This window comes from Halomonas citrativorans (genome assembly GCF_014898005.1).
Lineage (GTDB): Bacteria > Pseudomonadota > Gammaproteobacteria > Pseudomonadales > Halomonadaceae > Vreelandella > Vreelandella citrativorans.
Genome location: NZ_JABUYX010000003.1, coordinates 151,758 through 173,474, shown reverse-complemented (window position 1 = coordinate 173,474; position 21,717 = coordinate 151,758). Strand labels below are relative to the sequence as shown.

General features: G+C 56.7%; 21 protein-coding genes, 1 CRISPR repeat array and 1 riboswitch (1 of these 23 cut by a window edge). Of the genes, 10 read left to right on the top strand and 11 right to left on the bottom strand.

The annotated features are described in order from the left end of the window. The first annotated feature begins 100 nt into the window (after nt 1-100). Complete coding sequence (locus INT20_RS05815) at nt 101-1,459, top strand: D-alanyl-D-alanine carboxypeptidase family protein (RefSeq protein WP_407647882.1); 1,359 nt, start codon at nt 101-103, stop codon at nt 1,457-1,459. 123 nt (nt 1,460-1,582) lie between these two features. Here the strand turns inward: INT20_RS05815 and INT20_RS05810 are convergent, their stop codons facing one another. The 5 genes from INT20_RS05810 to thiM all read right to left on the bottom strand — a co-directional run bounded on the left by INT20_RS05810 (nt 1,583) and on the right by thiM (nt 5,258). Continuing rightward, on the bottom strand, nt 1,583-2,320 hold the full coding sequence (locus tag INT20_RS05810) for a DODA-type extradiol aromatic ring-opening family dioxygenase (RefSeq protein WP_193053639.1): 738 nt from the start codon (nt 2,318-2,320) through the stop codon (nt 1,583-1,585). Nucleotides 2,321-2,423: 103 nt separating this feature from the next. Next, a complete protein-coding gene (locus INT20_RS05805; protein WP_193053638.1) occupies nt 2,424-2,840 on the bottom strand; it encodes a DoxX family protein in 417 nt (138 codons plus the stop codon). 86 nt (nt 2,841-2,926) lie between these two features. Next, nucleotides 2,927-3,847 carry a LysR family transcriptional regulator gene (locus INT20_RS05800; RefSeq protein ID WP_193056587.1) on the bottom strand — a complete coding sequence of 307 codons (921 nt, stop codon included), beginning with the start codon at nt 3,845-3,847 and terminating at the stop codon, nt 2,927-2,929. Next, nucleotides 3,844-4,458: a thiamine phosphate synthase gene (gene thiE, locus INT20_RS05795; protein WP_193056586.1), complete on the bottom strand. Its 615-nt coding sequence runs from the start codon at nt 4,456-4,458 to the stop codon at nt 3,844-3,846. The genes INT20_RS05800 and thiE overlap by 4 nt, the downstream gene beginning before the upstream one ends. Beyond that, nucleotides 4,458-5,258, bottom strand: coding sequence for a hydroxyethylthiazole kinase (gene thiM / locus INT20_RS05790; protein WP_193056585.1), 801 nt, complete (start codon nt 5,256-5,258; stop codon nt 4,458-4,460). Before thiM ends, thiE begins: the two co-directional genes overlap by 1 nt. 24 nt (nt 5,259-5,282) lie before the next feature. Continuing rightward, nucleotides 5,283-5,378, bottom strand: a riboswitch (TPP riboswitch). A 229-nt stretch (nt 5,379-5,607) separates the two neighbouring features. Here thiM and gloA point away from each other — a divergent pair. Beyond that, nucleotides 5,608-6,141, top strand: a complete 534-nt coding sequence (gloA, locus tag INT20_RS05785) for a lactoylglutathione lyase (protein ID WP_087108912.1) — start codon at nt 5,608-5,610, stop codon at nt 6,139-6,141. Between the two features lies 1 nt (nt 6,142). Next, a complete protein-coding gene (locus tag INT20_RS05780; protein ID WP_087108910.1) occupies nt 6,143-6,508 on the top strand; it encodes a DUF6164 family protein in 366 nt (121 codons plus the stop codon). Here INT20_RS05780 and INT20_RS05775 read toward each other — a convergent pair. Both INT20_RS05775 and ampC read right to left on the bottom strand, forming a co-directional pair. Further along, nucleotides 6,505-7,170 carry a cupin domain-containing protein gene (locus tag INT20_RS05775; protein ID WP_193056584.1) on the bottom strand — a complete coding sequence of 222 codons (666 nt, stop codon included), beginning with the start codon at nt 7,168-7,170 and terminating at the stop codon, nt 6,505-6,507. The genes INT20_RS05780 and INT20_RS05775 overlap by 4 nt on opposite strands. Before the next feature lie 131 nt (nt 7,171-7,301). Then, complete coding sequence (gene ampC / locus INT20_RS05770) at nt 7,302-8,465, bottom strand: class C beta-lactamase (protein WP_407647886.1); 1,164 nt, start codon at nt 8,463-8,465, stop codon at nt 7,302-7,304. A gap of 147 nt (nt 8,466-8,612) precedes the next feature. On the opposite strand from ampC, the gene INT20_RS05765 reads away from it, so the two are divergent. Continuing rightward, nucleotides 8,613-9,485 carry a LysR family transcriptional regulator gene (locus tag INT20_RS05765; protein ID WP_319643845.1) on the top strand — a complete coding sequence of 291 codons (873 nt, stop codon included), beginning with the start codon at nt 8,613-8,615 and terminating at the stop codon, nt 9,483-9,485. Here INT20_RS05765 and INT20_RS05760 read toward each other — a convergent pair. From INT20_RS05760 to INT20_RS05745, 4 genes are all read right to left on the bottom strand, one after another. After that, nucleotides 9,482-10,552, bottom strand: a complete 1,071-nt coding sequence (locus INT20_RS05760; RefSeq protein WP_193056581.1) for a metal ABC transporter substrate-binding protein — start codon at nt 10,550-10,552, stop codon at nt 9,482-9,484. The genes INT20_RS05765 and INT20_RS05760 overlap by 4 nt on opposite strands. A 21-nt stretch (nt 10,553-10,573) precedes the next feature. Beyond that, nucleotides 10,574-11,464, bottom strand: coding sequence for a metal ABC transporter permease (locus INT20_RS05755; protein ID WP_193056580.1), 891 nt, complete (start codon nt 11,462-11,464; stop codon nt 10,574-10,576). Beyond that, nucleotides 11,448-12,182 carry a metal ABC transporter ATP-binding protein gene (locus tag INT20_RS05750; RefSeq protein ID WP_193056579.1) on the bottom strand — a complete coding sequence of 245 codons (735 nt, stop codon included), beginning with the start codon at nt 12,180-12,182 and terminating at the stop codon, nt 11,448-11,450. Before INT20_RS05750 ends, INT20_RS05755 begins: the two co-directional genes overlap by 17 nt. Nucleotides 12,183-12,475: 293 nt before the next feature. Further along, nucleotides 12,476-13,129 (bottom strand): type 1 glutamine amidotransferase family protein, encoded by a 654-nt coding sequence (locus INT20_RS05745; RefSeq protein ID WP_172117691.1) that lies wholly within the window; start codon nt 13,127-13,129, stop codon nt 12,476-12,478. A gap of 153 nt (nt 13,130-13,282) precedes the next feature. On the opposite strand from INT20_RS05745, the gene cas1f reads away from it, so the two are divergent. From cas1f to cas6f, 6 genes are read left to right on the top strand one after another with little or no spacing between them, the layout of a single operon-like run. Beyond that, nucleotides 13,283-14,257, top strand: a complete 975-nt coding sequence (gene cas1f / locus INT20_RS05740; RefSeq protein ID WP_193056578.1) for a type I-F CRISPR-associated endonuclease Cas1f — start codon at nt 13,283-13,285, stop codon at nt 14,255-14,257. After that, on the top strand, nt 14,254-17,580 hold the full coding sequence (gene cas3f / locus INT20_RS05735) for a type I-F CRISPR-associated helicase Cas3f (protein ID WP_193056577.1): 3,327 nt from the start codon (nt 14,254-14,256) through the stop codon (nt 17,578-17,580). The genes cas1f and cas3f overlap by 4 nt, the downstream gene beginning before the upstream one ends. A 31-nt stretch (nt 17,581-17,611) precedes the next feature. Next, nucleotides 17,612-18,958, top strand: coding sequence for a type I-F CRISPR-associated protein Csy1 (gene csy1 / locus INT20_RS05730; protein WP_193056576.1), 1,347 nt, complete (start codon nt 17,612-17,614; stop codon nt 18,956-18,958). Beyond that, complete coding sequence (gene csy2, locus INT20_RS05725) at nt 18,955-19,926, top strand: type I-F CRISPR-associated protein Csy2 (protein WP_193056575.1); 972 nt, start codon at nt 18,955-18,957, stop codon at nt 19,924-19,926. Before csy1 ends, csy2 begins: the two co-directional genes overlap by 4 nt. Before the next feature lie 27 nt (nt 19,927-19,953). After that, nucleotides 19,954-20,988: a type I-F CRISPR-associated protein Csy3 gene (gene csy3 / locus INT20_RS05720; RefSeq protein ID WP_193056574.1), complete on the top strand. Its 1,035-nt coding sequence runs from the start codon at nt 19,954-19,956 to the stop codon at nt 20,986-20,988. 3 nt (nt 20,989-20,991) lie between these two features. Further along, nucleotides 20,992-21,561, top strand: coding sequence for a type I-F CRISPR-associated endoribonuclease Cas6/Csy4 (cas6f, locus tag INT20_RS05715; RefSeq protein WP_193056573.1), 570 nt, complete (start codon nt 20,992-20,994; stop codon nt 21,559-21,561). 129 nt (nt 21,562-21,690) lie between these two features. Next, a CRISPR array of direct repeats spans nt 21,691-21,717; the repeat unit is 28 nt; it runs 11,474 nt beyond the window's last position.

The window sequence follows — 21,717 nt, the reverse complement described above, 5'->3', positions numbered from 1 at the left end:
TGATTCATGGCGCATTATTCAATGCGGGGGTGTACGCGTGCAGGCCGAGGAAGAAGTGTGCGTCTCGTTTCCAGCGTAAATGAATCATCAAGGGGCAGACATGGTGACGAGGGGAGTAAACGATAACAAGGCGTCGAGGGCATGGCTAGCGGTAACGATGTTACTGCTATTGATCATCACCACCTCGACCGTGCAGGCGAATCCACGTTACGCAGGTATTGTGGTCGACCTTGATAACGGTGAAGTTTTATACGCAGAAAATGTGGATGCACCGCGTTATCCTGCTTCGCTGACCAAAATGATGACGCTGTACATGACCTTTGAAGCGCTGGAAAGTGGCACTTTAACGCTCAATGAGCCCCTCGCTGTTTCTGCCCAGGCCGCGGCCATGCCCGCTACCAAATTATGGCTTTCTGCGGGCAGTACGATTCCTGTCGATACCGCTATCCGCGCCCTGGCTGTGCGTTCGGCGAATGATGTCGCCGTTGTGGTGGCTGAAGCGTTGGGCGGTAGCGAGCAGCGCTTTGCGCGGCTTATGACCGAAAAGGCGCGAGAGTTAGGTATGACAGCCACGACCTTCCGCAACGCCTCGGGACTTCCTGATGACCAGCAAATTACCTCCGCGCGGGACATGCTCACGCTCTCGGTGCGTGTCATGCAGGATTTTCCACAGTATTACCATTACTTCGGTCTTCAGGAATTTACTTATCGCGACAAGCGCCACACCAGTCATAATCGGCTGGTGCGCGACTACCCTGGCGCTGATGGCTTAAAAACCGGCTTTATTCGTGCCTCTGGTTTTAACGTCGCGACGACTGCCGTGCATGATGGCCGGCGGCTGGTTGCCATTGTGATGGGAGGGTTTAGCTCTTCATCGCGTGATACTCATATGGCCGATTTACTCGACCGAGGCTTTATGCGCGCTGAGCTGCGCGATCAGCGTACATGGGTCGCCAATACCAGTTTTTCTCAGGAGTTTATGGGGTTTGGTGGTTCTACACCTCCCGTGGCACCCCCCAAGGCGCCAACACCTGCGCCAAGCCAAATGCTTGCCAGTATTGAAACGACCACGCTGTCACCTGCCCCTAATACCAGCGTAGACGAGCAACTGGCCACGATCACCGTTGAAGGCCCGGCCGAGGCGTCCCGCGCGTCTAACGCTGACCCTTTGCAGGACTTTATTCAAAGTGAGCGCTTGGTGGAAGCTCCCCCGGCCGGCGCCTGGGGTATCCAGGTGGGTGCATTTAGCCAGCAAGGGCAGGCTCAACAGCTGGCCCAACAAGCGGCCCAACGCTTAACGCAAAACTTGGCCGGGCGCGTGGAGGTGGATACACTTGAAGGCCAGACGCCGGTATACCGTGCTCGCCTGGTGGCTTTGGATGAGCATCGCGCCCGTGAAGCCTGCCGTGAACTACAACTGCAAGGCATGGAGTGCATGGTGGTCAACGCAAGCCTTTAAGCCTTGTTTTAAATGTCAAAAAACCCCACCAGCTTTTATGAGCTGGTGGGGTTTTTTTATGGTTGATGTCACGACCCACAACGGCTTTTCACCAGTGCACACGTACGCGCGCAATCGCTTAGGCTAGGCAAAGGCGTACGCGTTCATTGCCAGCACGCCATGCTCAACGCTGCGGTGGAGCGGTGTGACATCATCGCCTGCGCCCATGGCTACCAGTAACGGCTGAAAATGCTCGGGCGTTGGATGGTTCCTGCTCGCTTCGGGGGCCGTTTGCCAGGCAAGCAACGCCTCACGGTCATTGTTCACAAGCTGAGTATCGACCCACTCTGCAAAAGCGCCGACCCAGTTGGGCATCGGGTTATCAAGCGGCATGGTTTCGTAAAGGTTATGGGTCAGGCTGCCCGACCCGATCACTAGAATACCTTCTTCACGCAGTGGCGCCAGGCGCTTACCCAGCTCAACGAGCTTGTCGTTAGACCAACGCACAGGCAGCGATAGCGTAACGACAGGAATATCCGCCTTGGGAAACATCAGCGAAAGAGGTGCCCAGGTGCCGTGGTCAAACCCTCGTTCCACTTCTGAGGCCCCCAGTAATTTGGCCAAGCGGTTGGCCAGTGCAGGCTCGCCAGGTGCCGGGTACTGCTGCTCGAACAGTTCGCGGGGAAAGCCGCCGAAGTCATGAAGGGTTTCTGGCGAAGGGCTGTTACTGACTTTCAGCGTCTGACTTTCCCAGTGCGCCGAAACCACAATGATCGCCTTGGGCGTCAGTCGCTTGCCCAGCGAACGTAAAAAGTGATGGGCAGGCGTAGGGGTGAGGATCAGCATGGGAGAGCCGTGGGATATAAAAAGACTGGGTAGCATAACAACGTCTCCTGGCAGAAGGCCCTGGCAGTGACCAGGGCGCGAGCAAAGGCATGGCGGAGAAAAGGTGATAGATAAACTCGTTTGGGTGCGCCTAACGCGATTAGCTAACGCGGCGGTTCAGTGTAAAGCTGCCGCCGCCTAAACCTGCCTGCACGAGCAGGGCAACGGTCCAGAATGCCGGGAACTCCCAACCACCGCCAGCGTTGGTAAACGCCCAGCCGTTGCCAAGATGCACGGACGTAGCACCCAGCAGCAGAGGAATCATTGCAAGGCTAATCCAGCGCGTATAAATACCCAGAATCAAGGCCAGGCCGCCGCCAACTTCTCCCAGAATCGTTAAGTAGGCTATAACGCTTGGTAGGCCCAGTGACTCAAAGTAGGCGACCGTGCCCGGCAGGGTAAACACAAACACCTTGGTCAGGCCATGGGCGAGTGCCATCACGCCAAGTGATAGTCGCAGCAGAGCGATGGCGTGGGGTTGAAGGTTCGTGCTCATGGTGGAAGAAGATGCATTCATGGGGTATCTCCATTGGGCAGTGCTGAAAGTTCAATGGGGACACTTTACGTTCATTGACGGCAGAGATAATCCACGCGTACCAAACATCACTGTTGCGAAATAGGCGACAATCCCATCTCCTGCTCCCAGTAAGGCGGGCTACCCCAGGCGTCCGTTAACAACTCAATAAACCGCTCTACCTTGGCAGGTAAAAAGCGTCGCGCAGGGTAAATGGCATGAATATCCAGCATCTTGGGGGGGATGTGCGGCAGTACCTGAACCAGCCGCCCAGCGATAATGCTCTCCGTTACCAAAAAGCTGGGTTGATGAGCGATACCGATGCCTGCCTCGGCGGCATGGGTTAAAACATCGCCATTGTTGCTTTCAAGCGGGCCTTGGGGTGTCAGTGTCATATGTTCAAAACGCCAGTTGCTATTGGCTAAATCGCTGCGGTAACGCAGGCAGCGGTGGTGCGCAAGCGCCTCTGCATTTGCCGGCACGCCATGGGTTTCAAGGTACGCCGGAGATGCGCAAAACAGCATTTGACAGCGCGTCAGGCGCCTGGCGATCAGGCTTGAGTCGGGCAGGTTGCCAATACGAATGGCCACATCGTAGCCCTCTTCGAGAAGATCCACGCGGCGGTCACCTAAATCCAGGCGTACATCCAGGCCAGGATATGCCACCATAAAGCGCGCCACCAGCGGGGAGAGGTGGCGCATGCCAAAACTCATGGGGCCGTTGATGCGTAAACGGCCGCTTATTTCAGAAATGCCGCTGCCTACGTCGGCGGCAGCCTCATCAAGGGCCTGTAAAATCGCTTGGGCATGCGCAAGGTAGCGCTCGCCCTCGGCGGTTAAATGCAGGCGCCGCGTGGTGCGCTGAATAAGCCGCACCCCGAGCGTCTCTTCAAGGGCCATGACAACGCGTGATACCCGCGTGCGGGAAAGATCCAACGCCTCAGCGGCCCGCGTGTAGCTGCCAAGCTCGGCAACTTTGACAAAAGCGGCAATATGGTCGAGCTGGTTCATGGCCGAGCCAACGCCCGTGCGGCCTGGTAAGGGTCAGGCTGGCCACAAATGGCGGAGATAACCGCCAAGCCATTGGCACCGGCTGCAACGACCTGCTGGGCGTGTTCAGCCTTGAGCCCGCCAATGGCCACGCTTGGCAAGGTGCAGGCCGCGGCTAATTGAGCCAGGCCTTCAAACCCCAACGGTTTAGCATGGTCCTGCTTGCTTTGGGTGGTAAACACCGGGCCCAGGCCCACGTAGTCGAGCAGGGCCACGGGGGCTGCGTGAAGCTGCTCAAGCGTATTAATCGAAAGCCCGATAATTGCCTCTGGCCCCATGGCTGCCCGTGCCTCTTGAACCGCTGTATCGCTTTGGCCGACATGCAGCCCATCGGCGCCGCTTTGCAAGGCAACGTTCAAGCGGTCATTAATCACCAGCGGTACCCCGCTACCCGCCAGGGCGGCTTTCAAACGCTTGGCCTGTTCAATCATGTCGGTATCGCTTGCGTGTTTATCGCGCAGTTGAACAAAGCTGACGCCCCCTTTGACGGCCTCAATCACGGTGCGCTCTAGCCCTGCGGCTTTACAGAGTTGAGCGTCAGTGACCAGATAAAGCGAAAGATCAAAACGCATTAGCCTTCCTCCAGCCCGGTAAACTGACGGACGTCTGTAGGTGTTAGCTGATACAAGGCGTCCAACAGGGCTACCTGAAAACTACCCGGGCCTGCCGCCTGTTGTCCAGCGCGGCTACCCGCGATAGCAAAGCTTGTAAGTGCGGCTAACGTGGCGTTCAAGGGAGCTTCGGGGCTGGCCGCTACAAAGGCGGCAACGGTGGCACTTAACGCACAGCCAAGCGTAGTGACACGCGGCATAAGCGCGTGCCCGCCGCTCAGACGCCAGTGCTGAGTGCCATCGGTAATAAAATCCTGAACGCCGGTCATCGCGACAACACAGCGTTGCTGCTTGGCGAGGTTTATGGCAGCCTCACGCGCTTCATCCGTAGAGGCTGTGGCATCCACTCCTCGGCCCGCGTGGGTCAAGCCGGAAAGCGTCATGATTTCTGAGGTATTGCCACGGATCACGCTGGGCTTAAAAGCCAATAGCGTTTGTGAAAGCGTTTGACGGTAGTAAGTGGCGCCCACCGCAACCGGGTCCAATACCCAAGGCGTATTGCTCTCGTTGGCCGTTCTGGCGGCAAGTTGCATACCTTCTGCCCAGTGTGGTGAAGGCGTGCCGATATTGATCGAAAGTGCCCCGGCCAAGCGAGTAAACTCAGCGACTTCCTCAGTTGAATGCAGCATGGCAGGGGAAGCGCCGACAGCCAGCAGGCAGTTAGCTGTGCTGTTCATCGCTACAAAATTGGTAATACAGTGCACTAACGGCGTGGTGCGTTGTACAGCGGAAAGCGCGTCGCTCAGCGGGAGTGATGTCATGGCCACCTCACAGCGTAGATCGGGTGTGATGACACCGCGACTTCCTACGCCGGTATTATCCGGTTCAGGTTCTAAGGGTGCATCTCAGCTTGAGCGTCTCAAGCGCCCCTGTCGTCAGGCTACTATCCTTGCCTTGGGCGGTGCTGTAAAGCGCAGGCGATGTGTAAGGGGAGGCCGGTAGGGTAAGCGGGGCTGGAATAATGGCTGTTCTGCCCTCATGGTATGTCATCACAACGGTATCATGCGGTGTGAAACGGTTAGAGATAGGCTTGTACACGGTATGGTTTTTGTCAAAGATAACCGCTCAATCAATTCATTTAACAGCATAATTCCCCACAAGGAGCCCAAGATGACTTTGCAAGGTGAACAGCATAAAGGCGTTCGTCCGGCCCCTGCGCAAACCCAAGGGTTTCGCTTAAACCATACGATGCTGCGGGCGAAAGACCCCGAGCGTTCATTGGCCTTTTACTCCCAGGTATTTGGCATGCAGGTACTGCGTCGGCTGGATTTCGAAGAGATGCAGTTTTCGCTCTACTTTCTGGCGAACCTGGAAGCCAGCGACCAGGTGCCGGAAGATACCCAGGCGCGTACGGCCTGGACCTTCAGCCAAAAGGGGCTGTTAGAACTTACCCATAACTGGGGCACCGAAGACCAGGACGATTTTGCCTACCACGATGGCAATGCCGAACCGCAGGGCTTTGGACATATCTGCTTTAGCGTACCGGACTTGGAAGCGGCCCAGGCATGGTTTGATGAGCACGATGTAACGTTCATAAAGCGGGCGGACCAAGGCAAAATGCAGGGCGTCATTTTTGTGAAAGACCCGGACGGCTACTGGATCGAAGTTATCCAGGCCGACCTAATGGCGGCGATGGGCGACTGATATGGCACACTTGCTGTTTCGGCTGCGCTACGTTACCGATGAAGAAGCCATGGAAGTCCGCTCACTACTGGCAGAACATGGTTTTGATACCTATGAAACGCAGGCCGGTTTTTTCCGCTTAGGGGTGGACGCGATCTGGCTGCGTGATGAAACCCAGCGTGAGGCGGCCGAAGCAGCACTGGCGGTGTATCAAGCCGAGCGCTTCACCAAGGCTCGGCAAGCGCACGCCGAGGCCGTGAGCCAAGGCGATGCACCTACCTTATGGCGCCGCCTGGCGGCGCATCCCTTTCAGGTCACCCTGGTAATGGTGGCGGTCGTCATGGTGGCACTGCTTACGCTGTTGCCATTTCTTGGCCTGACACGTTAATCAAGCCGCAGGTGCCCGCGTTTTAAGTAGAGCTTGACCCCTTCGCTGCCCGCGCTAAGTTGGGGAGCGGCGCCGGGAGGGTAGCGACACCAGCTGCCCGTCGGGTATTCGGTATCGCCGTCGCACAAGGTGCCTTCCAGAACAAACGCTTCCAGGCCACCGCCCAGCGTTGGGTAGACAATCGTCACGCCCGCCTCCCACCGCTCCAGGCTGGCGCGCTCCTGGTGAAAGGTATGCAGCATTTTATAGGTAATGCCTGGGCGACGGTCCGGCTGCCAAGGTAAACGGTGAGCAGGAACGGCCAGTTGAAGAATGTCATTGGCTGCAAACTGGTGAAGCTTCACCAGGATGAGCGCGCCCTCATCGCCTATGTGCGGGGTGTGGCCCGTACCGATAGGATTGCGCAGATAGGTGCCCGCGGGGTAGCGGCCGTGCTCATCACCGAACACGCCCTCTAGTACAAGGATCTCTTCCCCGCCGTCGTGGGTATGTGCGGTGAACTGGCTGTTGGGCGCGTAGCGTACCAGGCTGGTCGCTCTGGCGACTTCCTCGCCGATGCGATCAAGCATCATGCGTGTGACGCCTGCACTGGGCGAATCGACCCATTGATATTGGTCCGGCGTTACGCAGGCAAAGTGGCTAAAGTCGGCGTTAAGGCGCATGGTGTTGGCTCTTTGCAGTGGGGGGATCGCGGTAGTGCAAGTCTCCTTATCCACCACCCAAAATGCAATGCATAAAAGAGCGCTTTAATGACGAGCCTTTAGGAAGGCTCGTGGTATAAAGGCGGTTTTTTTCAGGGCGTCGCCGCAAGCGTCGTCAGAATATGGTGGGCGGCCTCAATACGTGCCTGGTTGGGATAATTGCGGTTGGCGAGCATCACGATGCCTATTTGCTGGCTGGGTACAAAGGCGACATAGGCGCCAAAGCCATTGGTTGAGCCCGTCTTGTTAAACCACACATCGTCATCTGCCGGTAACGGTGGCTGAAGCTGCCCGGCCTTGTTAGCCTCCAGCACCATCTCCATCGAATTGCCTGCTTGTAGCTGGTCAAGCGACACAGGGTAGGCATAGCGCTCCCAACCGAGGCCTTGGGTCATATCGCCCATGTTGACGTAACCCATCCGGGTTGCTTCCAGTGCTTCGCGCAGCGGTTCATCCACCGCGGAGTTGTCCATGTTGGCGTTAATGAACGCCAGCATATCGGCGCTATTCGACTTTACCCCGTAGGCCTCTGCATCCAGTACGCCGGGGTTCACCCGAATCGGCTCATCCTCTTTTGAGTACCCGAAGGCGTAGTTCGCCTGGGCGTCTTCAGGTACCTGCAAGTAGCTGTGCTCAAGGCCGAGTGCTGAAAACACATGCGCTTCCATCAACTGGGCGTAAGGTTTTCCAAGCCGCTGGGCGGTCAGGTAACCGAGTAATCCAATGCTCGGATTTGAATAGAGTCGATGGGTGCCGGGCGCATACGTCGGTGCCCACTGGCGGTAGTAGGCGACCATGTCGTCTTCGTTGTTGACGCTATCTGGAAACTGCAACGGCAGCCCACCCGCCGTGTAGGTGCCCAGTTCCAATAGGCTGATGTTATCAAAGGCGCTTCCTTCAAGGGCTGGCAGGTACTGGCTGGCGGAGTCAGAAAGTGACAGAGCACCGCTGGCCTGAGCGTAAGCCGCCAGCGTCGCCGTAAACGTCTTGCTGACGGAACCCAGCTCAAACAGCGTATCGGTAGTTACCGGCACGCCAGCCTCTTGATCGGCGACCCCATAATTAAAGTAATAGGGTGTGCCCCTAACGCTCACCGCTACGGCCATGCCCGGGATACTGTGCGCGTCCATCAAGGCTACGATAGTGTCGTTGACCACCGACGCCACCGGCAGACTGCGCGGATCATCATTCGCATAGCCAAAAGCGCTGATAAGAAACGAACCTGCCACAATAAGCGCATTCTTTGCTGTTAACATCTTGTTCATCAGAAAACCCGTTACGTGTTGTTGGTTAACATCGGGTGTTGGCCCCGCTGATTCGTTGCTTACGTTACGGCGAACCGTACAAGGTGACAAACAGCGATATTTTGCATAAGCCATTAGAAAAATTTGGGGGTCTGTGTCGTGCGTCCCTACTTACCACTAAAAGCCCTGCGTGCCTTTGAAGCGTCGGCCAGGCACCTGAGTTTTACCCGAGCGGCTGCCGAGCTATGCGTGACGCAAGCGGCCGTAAGTCATCACGTAAAACTGCTGGAGAGCCAGTTGAAGGTAGCACTGTTCACCCGCCTGCCGCGCGGACTGATGTTAACGCAAGAGGGCGAAATGCTACTGCCGGTCCTCAAGGCGTCGTTTGATCAGATTACGCACACGCTGGATCAATTAGGCGAGCAGAACTACCGGGAGGTATTGAATGTGGGCGCGGTGGGCACGTTCGCCGTCGGCTGGTTGCTGCCCAGGCTTGCTGACTTTCAGGAGCGCTATCCGTTTATTGATCTGCGCCTTTCGACCCATAACAACCGTACGGATATGGCCGCGGAAGGGTTCGACTTTGCTATCCGCTTTGGAACAGGCGCCTGGCACGGTATTGCGGCCCAGCCCTTGTTGCCAGCCTCGCTGTCGGTCATGTGCACGCCTGACATCGCCACCCGGCTAAAGACGCCGGCTGATGTCGTGGGTGAAACATGGCTACGCTCTTATCGCACCGATGAGTGGACGCAGTGGCTACTGGCGGCGGGGTTATCAAGCAGTGTTTCTGTGCCAAGAAGTATCGTGTTTGACTCTTCTATTGCCATGATAGAAGCCGCACAGCAGGGCGTAGGCATCGCCCTGGCACCGCCTTCAATGTTCTCACGCCCGCTCACCAGCGGTGCTTTGGTGCAACCGTTCAGCACCGCGGTGAGTTTAGGCGGGTACTGGCTGACGCGCTTACAGTCGCGGCCAGAAACCCAGGCCATGGCCTGTTTCAGAGAGTGGCTGACCTTAGCAACCAATGCCTAGTGGCTATGGCTATGCTCGCTGTGATCATGACCGTGGTCGTGGTCGTGGTCGTGGTCATGATCGTCATGTGCATGGTCGTGGCCGTCATGCGCATGGTCATCATGGCCCGGCTGGGCCAGTGCTTCGTGCAGCACTACCGCATTGTGGCGCATCATGCCAAGGTAGGTGCTCGCTTCGCCCTCGGAAGAGAGCGCATCGGCATATAGCGTTCCGGCAATCGGCAGGCTCGTCTCTTCAGAAAGCTGCTGAATGACCGCAGGATTGGTCATGTTTTCATGGAACAGGGCTTGTACGTTCTGGTCGTTGATCACGTCCACCAGCTCGGCCATGCTGGCGCCGCTGGGTTCTACTTCGGTCGATAAGCCGGTAGGTGCCAAAAAGTTGACGCCGTAAGCATTCGAGAAGTAGCCAAAGGAGTCGTGGCCAGTAATCACGCTGGTTGAGGCCGGGATTTCGCTGATGAGCTCACGAATTTCAGCATCGACTTCTGCCATGCTGGCCAGGTAGTTATCGGCGTTAGCCCGGTACTCATCGGCGTTAGTTTCATCGGCCTCAATCAACCCATCACGGATGTTGGCAACGTAAATCCGCGTTTGGGCCATATCCTGCCAGGCATGAGGATCAAATTCACCATGCGCATGGTCGTGTCCGTGGTCGTGCCCGTGGTCGTGATTATGGTCATGATCGTGGTCATGCCCGTGGTCGTGTCCATGACCATGGTAGTCGAGCTTGTTAATGCCATCGGTGGCCGTTATCAATGCGCCGTTGTAGCCGCTGGATTCAATGAGCCGCTCCATCCAGCCTTCGAACAGTAGGCCGTTGAACACCACAAGGTCTGCTTCTGTCAGTGCGCGTGCATCGCTTGGGCGAGGGGAGTAGACGTGCGAATCACCGTCAGGCCCCACCAGCGATGTTACTTCAACGTGCTCACCGCCCACGTTCTCGACCATATCGGCCAGGATGGAGAAGCTTGTCACCACCTGAACGCGGTCTGCTGCGATGGCCGCGGGCAGTGCCAACATGGCGGATACGCCAACCAATAAGCGCGAAGATAACCGTAAAGACATACCGACTCCTGTTGAATGATGTTACGTAGATGCCTCAGCATTGAGCGGGGCTGTTTTACGCCTTAGCCGGGCAGCCAGGCTGTGGTAGCGCCCAAACATCGCCGAGAAAAGATAGCCCACGCCGGCCAGCAGAATAATGCTCGGCCCCGAAGGAATATCCAGATGAAAAGAGAGCAGCAAGCCACCGGTACTGGCGACCATGGCGATCACGACCGCAATCGCCATTAGCCCCTCAAGGCGCCTGCTCCAAAAACGCGCGGCGGTGGCGGGCAGCATCATTAAACCCACCGCCATCATCGTGCCCAGCGTTTGAAAGCCCGCCGTCATGTTGAGCACCAGCAAGGCTAAAAACACGCTATGCACCCAGCCGTTGCGGCGGTTTTGGCCGCGTAAAAAAAGCGGGTCCAAACACTCCACCACCAGCGCGCGGAAGATGATCGCCAGGGTCACCAGAATCAGCGTGCTGATGCCTGCAATCAGTAGTAATGCGGTGGAGTTAACGGCCAAAATCGACCCAAACAGAACGTGGGTTAAGTCAACGCTGCTGCCTCCCATCGAGATCAGCATGACCCCCGCCGCCAGCGAGATAATAAAAAAGCTCGCCATGGCCGCATCTTCACGCTGGCCGCCTATCTTCGATACAGCTCCGGCAAGTAGCGCTACCATTAACCCGCACAATACGCCGCCAATGCTCATAATGGGCAGCGAGAACCCGGCCAGTAAAAAGCCGATTGCCACGCCCGGCATAATGGCGTGCGCCAAGGCATCGCCAATCAGGCTCATGCCGCGTAGCACCAGAAAAACGCCCAAGGGCGGGGCCGCAATGGACAGCGCTAACCCACCGACCACCGCGCGGCGCATAAAGCCGTAATCAAACGGCGCAATTAGCCACGTGTTAAGCAGTTCCAGCATGGTGCTCCCCCAGCGTAAAAGGTACTGCCTGGGCGGGCAGTGGCTGATGATGTAGTTCACTGGGTGCCACCCAGCGGGCATGGCCGCCGTTTAACATCAATATTTCATCGGCCAGGCGGCGTAAATGGTCCATATCGTGCAGAACAATAATAATCGTCGTACCGTCATCGGCCATCTGGCGCAGGATACGGATTAAAATATCGACCGTGTCGCTGTCCACGTTGGCAAAAGGCTCATCCAGCAGTAACAGCTCGGCTTCCTGCATCAACGTACGCCCAATCAAGGCCCGCTGGCGCTGGCCACCGGAAAGCTCGCCTAACGGGCGGTGAGCCAAGTGCGAAATACCCAAACGCGCCATGATGTCGCGACCTTTACGGTAGTGCGTCGCACAGTAGCCTTTTAGTGCCCCATGGCTTGGCCAGCTGCCGGTCATGACCAACTCCTCCACACTCATGGGAAAGGTTAAGTCCAGCGCCAACTGCTGGGGCAGCCAGGCACGGCGTTCAGAAGGAACGCTGCATATGACGTTGCCGCCTGCCGGGCGAAGTTCGCCCATAATGGCTTGGATCAGAGTGCTTTTACCGGCCCCATTGGCACCCACTAACGCCGTAATAGCCCCCGGCCTGATATCGCCATCCACATGCTCAAGCACGGTGCGATGCCCCTGGGCCAAGTGCAAATTCTTAAGCTGTAAGCGTGATGTTGTGCGCTGACTCATTTAGGCCACCCACCAGCCCACACCACCAGCGCCCACAGCGCTACAAGCGGTATCGTCACCAGTAGCAGCCGTTTCGTGGCCGACAATGACATTAAAGAGAAGTGGCAAGGCCCCTCCCGGTTATGGCGGTGCGTGCGATGACTCACAGAGTACCCTCTTAATAATAGAATAAGTTATAACATAACAATTGGCGAAGCCAAAAAAATTGCTGAATATTTTACGTGCTTACCGCGTCGTGACAATGACAAACGCGCGTACACACTCATCCCAAAGTAACTTATCCACAGGGCGTTTTAGTAACGCCATGTAGCGCTAATCTGCTGGGGAGAGACCAGCAGCGCATACTCGCCGTCCATCGTCACTGGGCCAAGCGAAACGCGGGCGGGCTGAAAGCGGTTAATAGCGGAAGACGCCTGGTTGGGCTGGGTCCAAATCTGAAGTTCATTGACCAGCATGCCCATGGCAAAGTTCATCGCCCCGTCGCGCTCGCGGCCATCGGCCGCAATAATACCGCCCGCAATGCTGTTGATCACCAGTGAGTTCACCCGCTCACCCCAGCCACGGCGTGCCCGTTCGGCCTGGGCAAGTTCCAATCCCAGCGCTTGCACACCGCTTAGCTCGCCACGGGCTTTTAAACGCTCGTACTGCGCCAACGCCGCCTGGTGTGGCTGGCTATCCAACAACACCCCGCCAAGCGCCAAGGCTGATTTCACCACACCGATCCGCGCATCAAAACGGTCATCGCGGTCGCTTGCTTCGCTGGCCTGGTAAGCATCCACCACAAGGCTTGCGCCATAAATACCTGTCCAACCCCACTCCCACACATTGGCCTGCCGCGCACCGCGCTCAAATACATCGTCATAACCCGCCCACTCATCGGTTGTTTGCGCCAAAGCTGGCAGTGCCACAACGCACAGCAGTACGCCTAAAAGAGGGTGTAAACGCATCGGGAAAGTCCTGTCATCAAAGGGGGATGGCATTAAGCGTAGCATGTACTGGAAGGGGATTTTCACGGAAGCCTGACGTTAAGTATGACTAAGGTCAATGGCGCTTAAAGGCGAAGGATGGTTAGATGTTGAAAAGAGCAAGAGGCGCACGTAATGGATGATTTCTCACCATCAGATCTAAAAACTATCCTGCACTCCAAGCGTGCAAATCTCTATTACTTGCAGCACTGTCGGGTGCTGGTCAATGGTGGTCGTGTTGAGTATGTCACCGATGAGGGGAGCAAATCGCGCTACTGGAATATCCCCATCGCCAATACCACCTCGCTACTTTTGGGCACCGGCACCTCCATTACCCAAGCTGCTATGCGCGAACTGGCCAAAGCAGGCGTGTTGGTTGGGTTCTGTGGGGGTGGTGGCACGCCGCTGTTCGCTGCCAATGAAGTCGATGTAGACGTCGCTTGGTTGACCCCGCAAAGCGAGTACCGGCCCACCGAGTATCTTCAATACTGGGTGCGCTTCTGGTTTGACGATGTAAAGCGCCTAAACGCCGCTCGGGCATTCCAGCAAGCCCGTTTAACGCGTATTGAAGCGCTTTGGACAAACCGCGTAATGAAAGATGCTGGATTCAATATTGATAAGGAGCATCTACACAGCGCACTTCATCACCACCGCCAAGCGATCACACAAGCGCCCAGTACCGTGGATTTACTGACGCTGGAAGCACGCTTAACCAAAACGCTCTTTAAATTGGCGGTTAATGCCACCGATTACGGCGACTTCACCCGTGCCAAACGTGGCACAGGCGCCGACCCCGCCAACCGCTTTCTCGACCACGGCAACTATCTGGCTTACGGCTTGGCCGCGACCGCCACGTGGGTGCTGGGCATTCCGCATGGCCTTGCCGTACTGCATGGTAAAACCCGCCGGGGCGGCTTGGTGTTTGACGTGGCAGACCTAGTCAAGGACGCCGTTATTTTGCCTCAGGCGTTTATCTCCGCCATGCGCGGTGATGAAGAACAAGAATTTCGCCAAGCATGTATTGAGCGCTTAACGCGCACTGAATCCCTCGACTTTATGATCGACACGCTCAAGGACGTGGCACAAGCGCTAGGGAGCGGTGAACCATGAACGTGCTGCTGATTTCCCAGTGCAATAAAAATGCGCTGAAAGAAACCCGCCGCATTCTCGACCAGTTCGCCGAGCGCCGTGGGGACCGCACTTGGCAAACGCCCATCACCCAAGCGGGGCTGGATACGCTGCGTAAACTGCTGCGCAAATCCGCCCGCAAGAACACCGCCGTGGCCTGCCACTGGATTCGTGGCCACGACCACAGCGAGCTGGTTTGGGTAGTGGGGGATGCCGCGAAGTTCAACCGGCGCGGTGCTACGCCGACCAATACCACGCGGCGTAATATCCTGCGTGCAGAAGACGAAAACGATTGGCACAGCGGCCAGCTGATTCATCTGCTGGCCTCGGTGGCCGCGCTCTTTCACGATTTGGGTAAGGCCAGCGAGGCCTTTCAGCTTCGCTTGCAGGGCAAACTTGAAGGCCGCAATCGTTACCGCCATGAGTGGGTATCGCTGCGCTTGCTGGAGGCTTTCGTTGGCGAAGATGACGATGCTGCGTGGCTTTCTCGTCTTGAAAGCTTCGATGAAGAAGACGATGCCCACTGGCTTGAAACCCTCCGGTGTGACGCGCCGGATGATTCGGGGCAAGTGCAGCCATTCGGTCATTTACCTCCGTTGGCAGCGGCGATTGGTTGGCTGATCGTCAGTCACCACCGTCTTCCCGCTTTACCCGCTTACGATGATGATGGCAACCAGAAATGGCTAGGCGCCAAAGCGCCACTCAATACAGGTAATTTGCCAACGTTGCCAAAGGCTATTACCGCCGCTTGGAACGAGCGCGTGGAACCCGCTGCCGAGAAAGACGTAGCCCCTTACTGGCGCTTTCTTCACGGCTTGCCGGTAACGGAAAAAACGTGGCGCGAGCGGGCACAGCGTTTGGCCCGCCAGCTAGGAAAGTTACAGACTGCACAGCCCCCGCTTGAATCTCCTTACGTGATGCACTTGGCCCGTATGGCATTGATGCTGGCGGATCATTACTACTCCAGCCTGACGGGGATGGGGCGGCTAACCGGGCCTTGGAAGAAAACGCTGTATGCCAATACGGCAACGGTTAACGGCAAGCGCCAGATGAGCCAGCCATTAACGGAGCATTTGCTGGGTGTGACACGTGCAGTGGGGGAAATTGTTCACCGCTTACCTGATATGACCAAGGCGATGAGTGGTATTACCGGGCATAAAGGGTTTAAGGCCCGTAGTAAAAACCCGCGTTTTCGCTGGCAGGATAAAGCCTATGATTTAGCCGTAGGCTTGCGTGAGAAAAGCCACCGCCAAGGCTTTTTCGGTATCAACATGGCCTCGACTGGGTGTGGCAAGACGATTGCCAACGGGCGAATCATTTATGGTCTGAGCGAGCCTGACCTTGGCGCGCGCTTTTCGATTGCGCTGGGGCTTCGCACGCTAACGCTGCAAACGGGGCAAGCCTACCGTGAGCGCTTGGGGCTGGGCAGCGATGATCTTGCAGTACGCGTGGGCGGGTCTGCCAGCCGTGCGCTGTTCGAGCACCTGCAGGCGCAAGGTGGTTCGGATTCGCGGGCTGATTTGTTAGACGAGCAAAGCCATGTTCACTTCGAAGGCAACGTGGATACGCACCCTCTCTTGAGCAAGGCGGTGGCCGATCCTCGTGCACGTTCCCTCATCTGTGCCCCCATTCTCGTTTCTACGATTGATCATCTGGTACCCGCCACCGAAAGCCTGCGTGGCGGCCATCAGATCGCCCCGATGCTGCGCCTGATGAGCAGCGACCTGGTGCTGGATGAGCCGGACGACTTCGATATTGCTGATTTGCCTGCGCTTACAAGGTTGGTCTATTGGGCGGGCATGTTGGGTTCAAAGGTACTGCTTTCTTCCGCCACGCTGCCTCCTGCGCTAGTTCGCGGCCTTTTTGACGCCTACCGAGAGGGCCGTGCTGAATACCAGCGGCACCGGGGTGAGCCGGGTGCGCCCGTCGAGCCGGTTTGTGCCTGGTTTGATGAGCACAGCTGCACACAGGAAAGCTGTGCCGATGGCGCACGCTTTGATGCCGCACACGATACGTTTGCCCGCAAGCGTGCTGCCAAACTAGCGTCTCAGCCGCCACTACGCCGTGGTTACCTCGTGCCTTTTTCGGCGCCTTCATCACTGGAAGCCATCGCTGGCGCTTTGGCACAAACGGTAATTGACCAAGCCATCGCGTTGCACAAGGTGCATCACACGCAAGATCCGCAAAGCGAAAAACGGGTTAGTTTCGGTTTGGTACGCATGGCCAATATTGCGCCACTGGTCGCCGTGGCGCAGGCGCTTTATCGATCCGAAATTCCCGACGGTATACAGGTTCATCTATGCGTTTACCACTCGCAGTTTCCACTACTGCTGCGCTCGCGGCTGGAGGCGAGGCTTGATCGTGTGCTGGACCGCCGAGATGAATGGGGCGTTTTTACGCAGCCGGATATTCAAACGCAGTTAAAGGGCGAGGCAGCCGATCACTTATTTATCGTATTGGGCTCGCCCGTTACTGAGGTAGGGCGCGATCACGATTACGATTGGGCTATCGTTGAGCCGTCTTCCATGCGCTCGATTATCCAACTGGCAGGGCGCGTTCGCCGCCATCGTCCAACGGCTGTCAGTAAACCCAATATCGCGCTGCTTGATACCAACGTGAAACATCTTGAAGGAAGGCGACCCGCTTTCAGCCACCCAGGCTTTGAGACCGAGCAATTCTGGCCATTAAGTACGCACAGGCTCACCGATCTGCTACGTGAAAATGAAATCGATCCGATTGATTCACGTCCACGCCTGACACTCGCTGAGTCGCTTGCCCCCACCGGCAAGCTGGTTGACTTGGAGCACGCGCGGCTGGCCTCGCTGATGGTTGAAGGCGCAGAGCCGTCAGACGCGCCAAGGCGACGCAAGCGCCGGGGCGAGGCGCCCAAGGTCGATCTCGGTGCTTATCTTTTCTATCGGCCTGCCTCGATGACACTCAGCGCCGCTGCTCTACAACACGCCCCATTTCGCGAGGATAACGCCCAAGAGAGCGAATTTGTGCTGCTGCCGGATGAGGCGGAAGAGGATTACCTGTTTTACAGCATCGAACAGAGCGGCCTTGAAGAGAAGCTGACCCCTGCAGAGCGAGAACTGGATCGGTTGCCGGATACGCTATTGGAAAATCCGCGCATCACGCCTTGGAACGAACCGGACTATATGACGGCTCTTACAGAACAAGCGGACGCCGTGGACATGAGCCTTGAACGCTGCGCCAAGCGCTTTGGCCGCATTCGACTGAAAACCGACTACGCCCCTTACGGATGGCATTTTCATCCTGCGTTGGGGTTTGTGAGAAAAAAGTAAACTCAAACTAAAAACAGGGGAAAGGAGCGTTATGACTGAACCACCAAACGAAACGTTATCGCTTAAAGCGCTTATTCATGACTTCATTCAGAACCGCTTTGCGACCAAAACAGAAAAGCTTACGCCGGATGATCCCGTCTATCTCAAGCTACAAGAGCAGTTCGCGCCGCAAACTTGGCTGGCCGATGCCGCGCGGCGTGTCAGTCAGCTTCAGGTCGTCACGCATTCGCTCAAGGCGGTCCATCCGGATGCCAAGGGCACCAATCTTTACGTGGAGCCCCGCTCGCTTGACCAAGGTGATCTCGTAGGTAGCCACTGCCTTCCTGAAAACTTCCAAGGGGATGTCACGGGAAACGCAGCCGCCCTTGATGTCTACAAGTTTCTGAAGCTCGAATGGCAAGGACGTTCGCTGCTGGAACGGGCGCTTGACCAGGATAGTGAACTAATCAATGCGCTCAGTAAGGACCGTGAAGAAGCGCAGGAGTGGGCGCGTGCCTTTGCCAATATCGTTGAGCCAAAAGGAACGCCTAGTTCACATGCGCGGGGCAAACAGGTGTACTGGCAGGTGGGTGATGAGCCTGCCGATGACGCCGGTTATCATCTACTGGCTCCGCTGTATGCCACCGCCTTGACGCACCCGTTCCATGCCCAGCTCAGCGAGGCGCGCTTCGGCGAACACGCCAAGGGCGGGCGCAAGGCCCGCCGCGATGGTGCTGCCTTCGAGGGTGGTTACAGTGACTATCTCAATCTGGCCGTACAGAAGTTGGGCGGCACCAAGCCACAAAATATTTCTCAGCTTAACAGCGAGCGTGGTGGGCAGAATTACCTGCTTGCTTCGCTCCCGCCTCATTGGCAATCACGTGACATCTATCCACCCATGCGCGAGGCATTTCGAGCCTTTAAGCGCCGCCCTAACGCTTGGAAAATTCTCTACGAGCTAAAACGCTTTTTAGAAACTGATCCCGCCAAAAACATGCACACGCGAGATCTTCGTGATGACTATACCGCCATGCTGGTCGACGAGCTGACGCTATTTACCTTTGACATGCACTCACTAGCGCCCGGTTGGACCACTGATAAAAAGTGTGAGCTGGTCGCCGAGGAAAAGTTTTGGCTTGATCCGGGGCGTGCGGATATAGATGCCGACTTCGATCAGGCTCGACGGCAATCCAATTGGCACGAGGTTATCAGTGATCGTGCGGCAGGATGGCTCAACCATGAACTTGGTTATAAAAGTAAGCTGAGCATGGGTGATCCCGAACATGCCTACTGGCAAAAGCAGGTTGGCGCAGTCATTGAAGATTTCCACCGGCAGTTGGGCGATCTGCAAGACGCTTTGCGCGACGATGACGAAAGCCTCTTGGGAGAGCCCTCATGATTGATCATCTCCTTTTGCTTCCTCGGCTGCGTATCCAGAACGCCAATGCTATTTCCAGCCCGATGACCTGGGGCTTTCCCGCCATGAGCGCGTTCGTCGGCGTTCAGCAAGTGCTGGAGCGCAACCTGCCCGACGACATCAAACTGGTCTTTAACGAGATTGGTGTGGTGTGCCACCACATCGAGCCACAAGTGACCGAAGGCGGTTTCATCAAGGCGTTTCACTTGACGCGTAACCCGGTCGACAAGAGTGGCGCTACAGCCGCCATTGTTGAAGAAGGGCGTGCGCACTTGGAAGTCAGCCTATTGATTGGCGTGGAGTCGGAAGGCGACGACCTTGGCAGTGCCGAGCGCCGTCGTGCTATTGCGCAGACGTTATACGAGCAGGTTCAGGGCATGCGTATCGCGGGTGGCAGCGTCATGCCTTCGCTCGATACTCAAAAGCGCCACCGCCCGGAGCTGATCAGCTTTAGCGCCATTGAAGTAGACAGAAAAAAACAGTGGCAGCGCCTCAAGCGTCATCTTCTACCCGGTTTTGCACTGGTGCTGCGTGACGATCTACTTGCTGAACACACCGCCACGCTAAAAGCTCACGATGCAAGCGCCACGGCGCTGGACGCCTGGCTCGACCTCTCCCGGCTTAACCACGAATGTCACGTCGAGCAGGTGAAGGGCAACAACGACGACAAAGAGAAAGAGGTGGTGCGATGGAACGTGCGCCGCCCTTACCCCGGCTGGCTAGTGCCGATTCCGGTTGGCTACGGTGCTATCTCGGAGCTATACGCGCCCGGCGATGTTACCAACGCCCGCGACCCTAAGGTGCCATTCCAATTCGTGGAAAGCCTCTACTCCATTGGCGAGTGGGTAAGCCCGCATCGCTTTCAAACACCCGAGGATCTGATGTGGTTCGTGGAGAACGACCTGGATCGCGGTATTTATCGTCTGCAAAACGACTACTCCAAGCGCTGACACAAGACTAATCAAAGGGGAAACGACATGGCCAAGAATGACACACTCAAAACCGCTTCTGTGCTCGCTTTCGAGCGCAAGCTCGATCCTTCCGACGCGCTGTTCCGTGCCGGAAACTGGGAAGACCGCGCGCAGGTGGCACAATGGAACTTCGTACCGGTACGTGAAAAATCGGTGCGCGGTACGATTTCCAATCGTCTGAAAGCCAAGGACCAAGACCCGCTCAAACTCGATGCCGCTATTGAGAACCCCAACCTCCAAACAGTAGATGTCGCGACCTTGCCTCACGACGCCGATACGCTGGCGGTTCGCTTTACGCTACGGGTACTGGCTGGCGCCGGTACACCTTCTGCCTGCAATAACGCTGAATATCAGAAGAAACTGGCGCAGACAGTATCGGGCTACGTGAGCGAACACGGCTTCGACGAGCTGGCTCATCGCTACGCCTGCAATCTTGCCAATGGCCGCTTCCTGTGGCGCAATCGCATGGGCGCTGAGGAGGTTGAGGTTGTCGTCAGCCAGATGAAGGAGGGCCAGCCGGAAAAGAGCTGGACTTTCGATGCACTTGGACAATCCACTCGCGACTTTAGCGGCGATAAACAGACCCAAGAGCTGGGGGCCGCTATCGCCCAAGCGTTGGCAGGCAAGCAGTACCTGTTGCTTGATGTTGTCGCGTTCGCCCGTATTGGCGCCGGTCAAGAAGTATTCCCTTCGCAGGAACTGATTCTGGACCGCTCCCGTGGCGACAAGAGCAAGACGCTCTACAGCATCGGCGCCGACAAGCGGGCGGCTATTCACTCCCAGAAACTTGGGAACGCCTTGCGCACTATCGATACCTGGTACCCGGCGCCGGAAGATGGCGGCGATCTAGGCCCCATCGCTGTCGAGCCCTACGGCTCGGTGACCACACAGGGTACGGCTTATCGTCAGCCTAAACAGAAAGTGGATTTCTACAACCTGCTGGATAACTGGCTGCTGAAAGACCAGGTTCCGCCCGCCGAGCAGCAGCATTTTGTAATGGCCACCCTGATTCGCGGCGGCGTGTTCGGCGATGCGGGGTAAGCCATGGATCACTATATCGATATCCGCCTAAGGCCAGACCCGGATTTTCCCGAGCCAATGCTGATGGGCGCGCTTTATAACAAGCTGCATCGGGCGCTTTTCGATCTGGAATCAAATGCTATCGGCGTCAGCTTTCCGCTGTGTAAACACGGCGTTCGCGCCCGCAGCTTGGGCGGGCACCTACGCTTGCACGGCACCCAAGCGAGCCTTGAACAACTGATGGCTGTTCAGTGGCTAACCGGCATGCGTGATCACGTTAGTGTTAGTGACGCGTTGGCGACCCCGACCAATGCGAAGCATATCAACGTCGCGCGCAAGCAGTTCAATACAGGAAGCCCCAGCCGTGCGAAGCGCTATGCCAAGCGGCATGACATTTCAGAAGAAGCAGCGCGTGATATCTACGCAAAAGTAGCGGAAAAGCGTATTGAGCTGCCGTTTGTGCAGATCAATAGCCGCTCTACACAGCAGCGCTTTTGCTTATTCATTGAACATGGAAAGCCGCAGGAAAAAGCGGTGGCAGGCACATTTAACCATTATGGATTAAGCAGTAGCGCCACCGTGCCCTGGTTTTGACCCTTTTTCTTTGTATGAATAAGGGCCGCGATTAATCAACCACTTAGCGGTATCTCCCAGAAAAGGGTGATACCGCTTTTTTTGGGCAAAGCTCTTTAACAATCAGTAGATTATTTTTGGTAAGCTCTAGTTCGCTGCCGCCCAGGCAGCTCAGAA

What these genes read in the sequence shown, in the direction of transcription:
- cas6f (WP_193056573.1), top strand. Translation starts at nt 20,992, where the DNA reads ATGGATCACTATATCGATATCCGCCTAAGGCCAGACCCGGATTTTCCC.
- INT20_RS05760 (WP_193056581.1), bottom strand. Translation starts at nt 10,552, where the DNA reads ATGTCTTTACGGTTATCTTCGCGCTTATTGGTTGGCGTATCCGCCATG.
- INT20_RS05755 (WP_193056580.1), bottom strand. Translation starts at nt 11,464, where the DNA reads ATGCTGGAACTGCTTAACACGTGGCTAATTGCGCCGTTTGATTACGGC.
- INT20_RS05745 (WP_172117691.1), bottom strand. Translation starts at nt 13,129, where the DNA reads ATGCGTTTACACCCTCTTTTAGGCGTACTGCTGTGCGTTGTGGCACTG.
- ampC (WP_407647886.1), bottom strand. Translation starts at nt 8,465, where the DNA reads ATGTTAACAGCAAAGAATGCGCTTATTGTGGCAGGTTCGTTTCTTATC.
- cas1f (WP_193056578.1), top strand. Translation starts at nt 13,283, where the DNA reads ATGGATGATTTCTCACCATCAGATCTAAAAACTATCCTGCACTCCAAG.
- INT20_RS05815 (WP_407647882.1), top strand. Translation starts at nt 101, where the DNA reads ATGGTGACGAGGGGAGTAAACGATAACAAGGCGTCGAGGGCATGGCTA.
- csy1 (WP_193056576.1), top strand. Translation starts at nt 17,612, where the DNA reads ATGACTGAACCACCAAACGAAACGTTATCGCTTAAAGCGCTTATTCAT.
- INT20_RS05805 (WP_193053638.1), bottom strand. Translation starts at nt 2,840, where the DNA reads ATGAATGCATCTTCTTCCACCATGAGCACGAACCTTCAACCCCACGCC.
- cas3f (WP_193056577.1), top strand. Translation starts at nt 14,254, where the DNA reads ATGAACGTGCTGCTGATTTCCCAGTGCAATAAAAATGCGCTGAAAGAA.
- csy2 (WP_193056575.1), top strand. Translation starts at nt 18,955, where the DNA reads ATGATTGATCATCTCCTTTTGCTTCCTCGGCTGCGTATCCAGAACGCC.
- thiM (WP_193056585.1), bottom strand. Translation starts at nt 5,258, where the DNA reads ATGACATCACTCCCGCTGAGCGACGCGCTTTCCGCTGTACAACGCACC.
- INT20_RS05775 (WP_193056584.1), bottom strand. Translation starts at nt 7,170, where the DNA reads ATGCGCCTTAACGCCGACTTTAGCCACTTTGCCTGCGTAACGCCGGAC.
- csy3 (WP_193056574.1), top strand. Translation starts at nt 19,954, where the DNA reads ATGGCCAAGAATGACACACTCAAAACCGCTTCTGTGCTCGCTTTCGAG.
- INT20_RS05750 (WP_193056579.1), bottom strand. Translation starts at nt 12,182, where the DNA reads ATGAGTCAGCGCACAACATCACGCTTACAGCTTAAGAATTTGCACTTG.
- INT20_RS05780 (WP_087108910.1), top strand. Translation starts at nt 6,143, where the DNA reads ATGGCACACTTGCTGTTTCGGCTGCGCTACGTTACCGATGAAGAAGCC.
- INT20_RS05800 (WP_193056587.1), bottom strand. Translation starts at nt 3,847, where the DNA reads ATGAACCAGCTCGACCATATTGCCGCTTTTGTCAAAGTTGCCGAGCTT.
- gloA (WP_087108912.1), top strand. Translation starts at nt 5,608, where the DNA reads ATGACTTTGCAAGGTGAACAGCATAAAGGCGTTCGTCCGGCCCCTGCG.
- INT20_RS05810 (WP_193053639.1), bottom strand. Translation starts at nt 2,320, where the DNA reads ATGCTACCCAGTCTTTTTATATCCCACGGCTCTCCCATGCTGATCCTC.
- thiE (WP_193056586.1), bottom strand. Translation starts at nt 4,458, where the DNA reads ATGCGTTTTGATCTTTCGCTTTATCTGGTCACTGACGCTCAACTCTGT.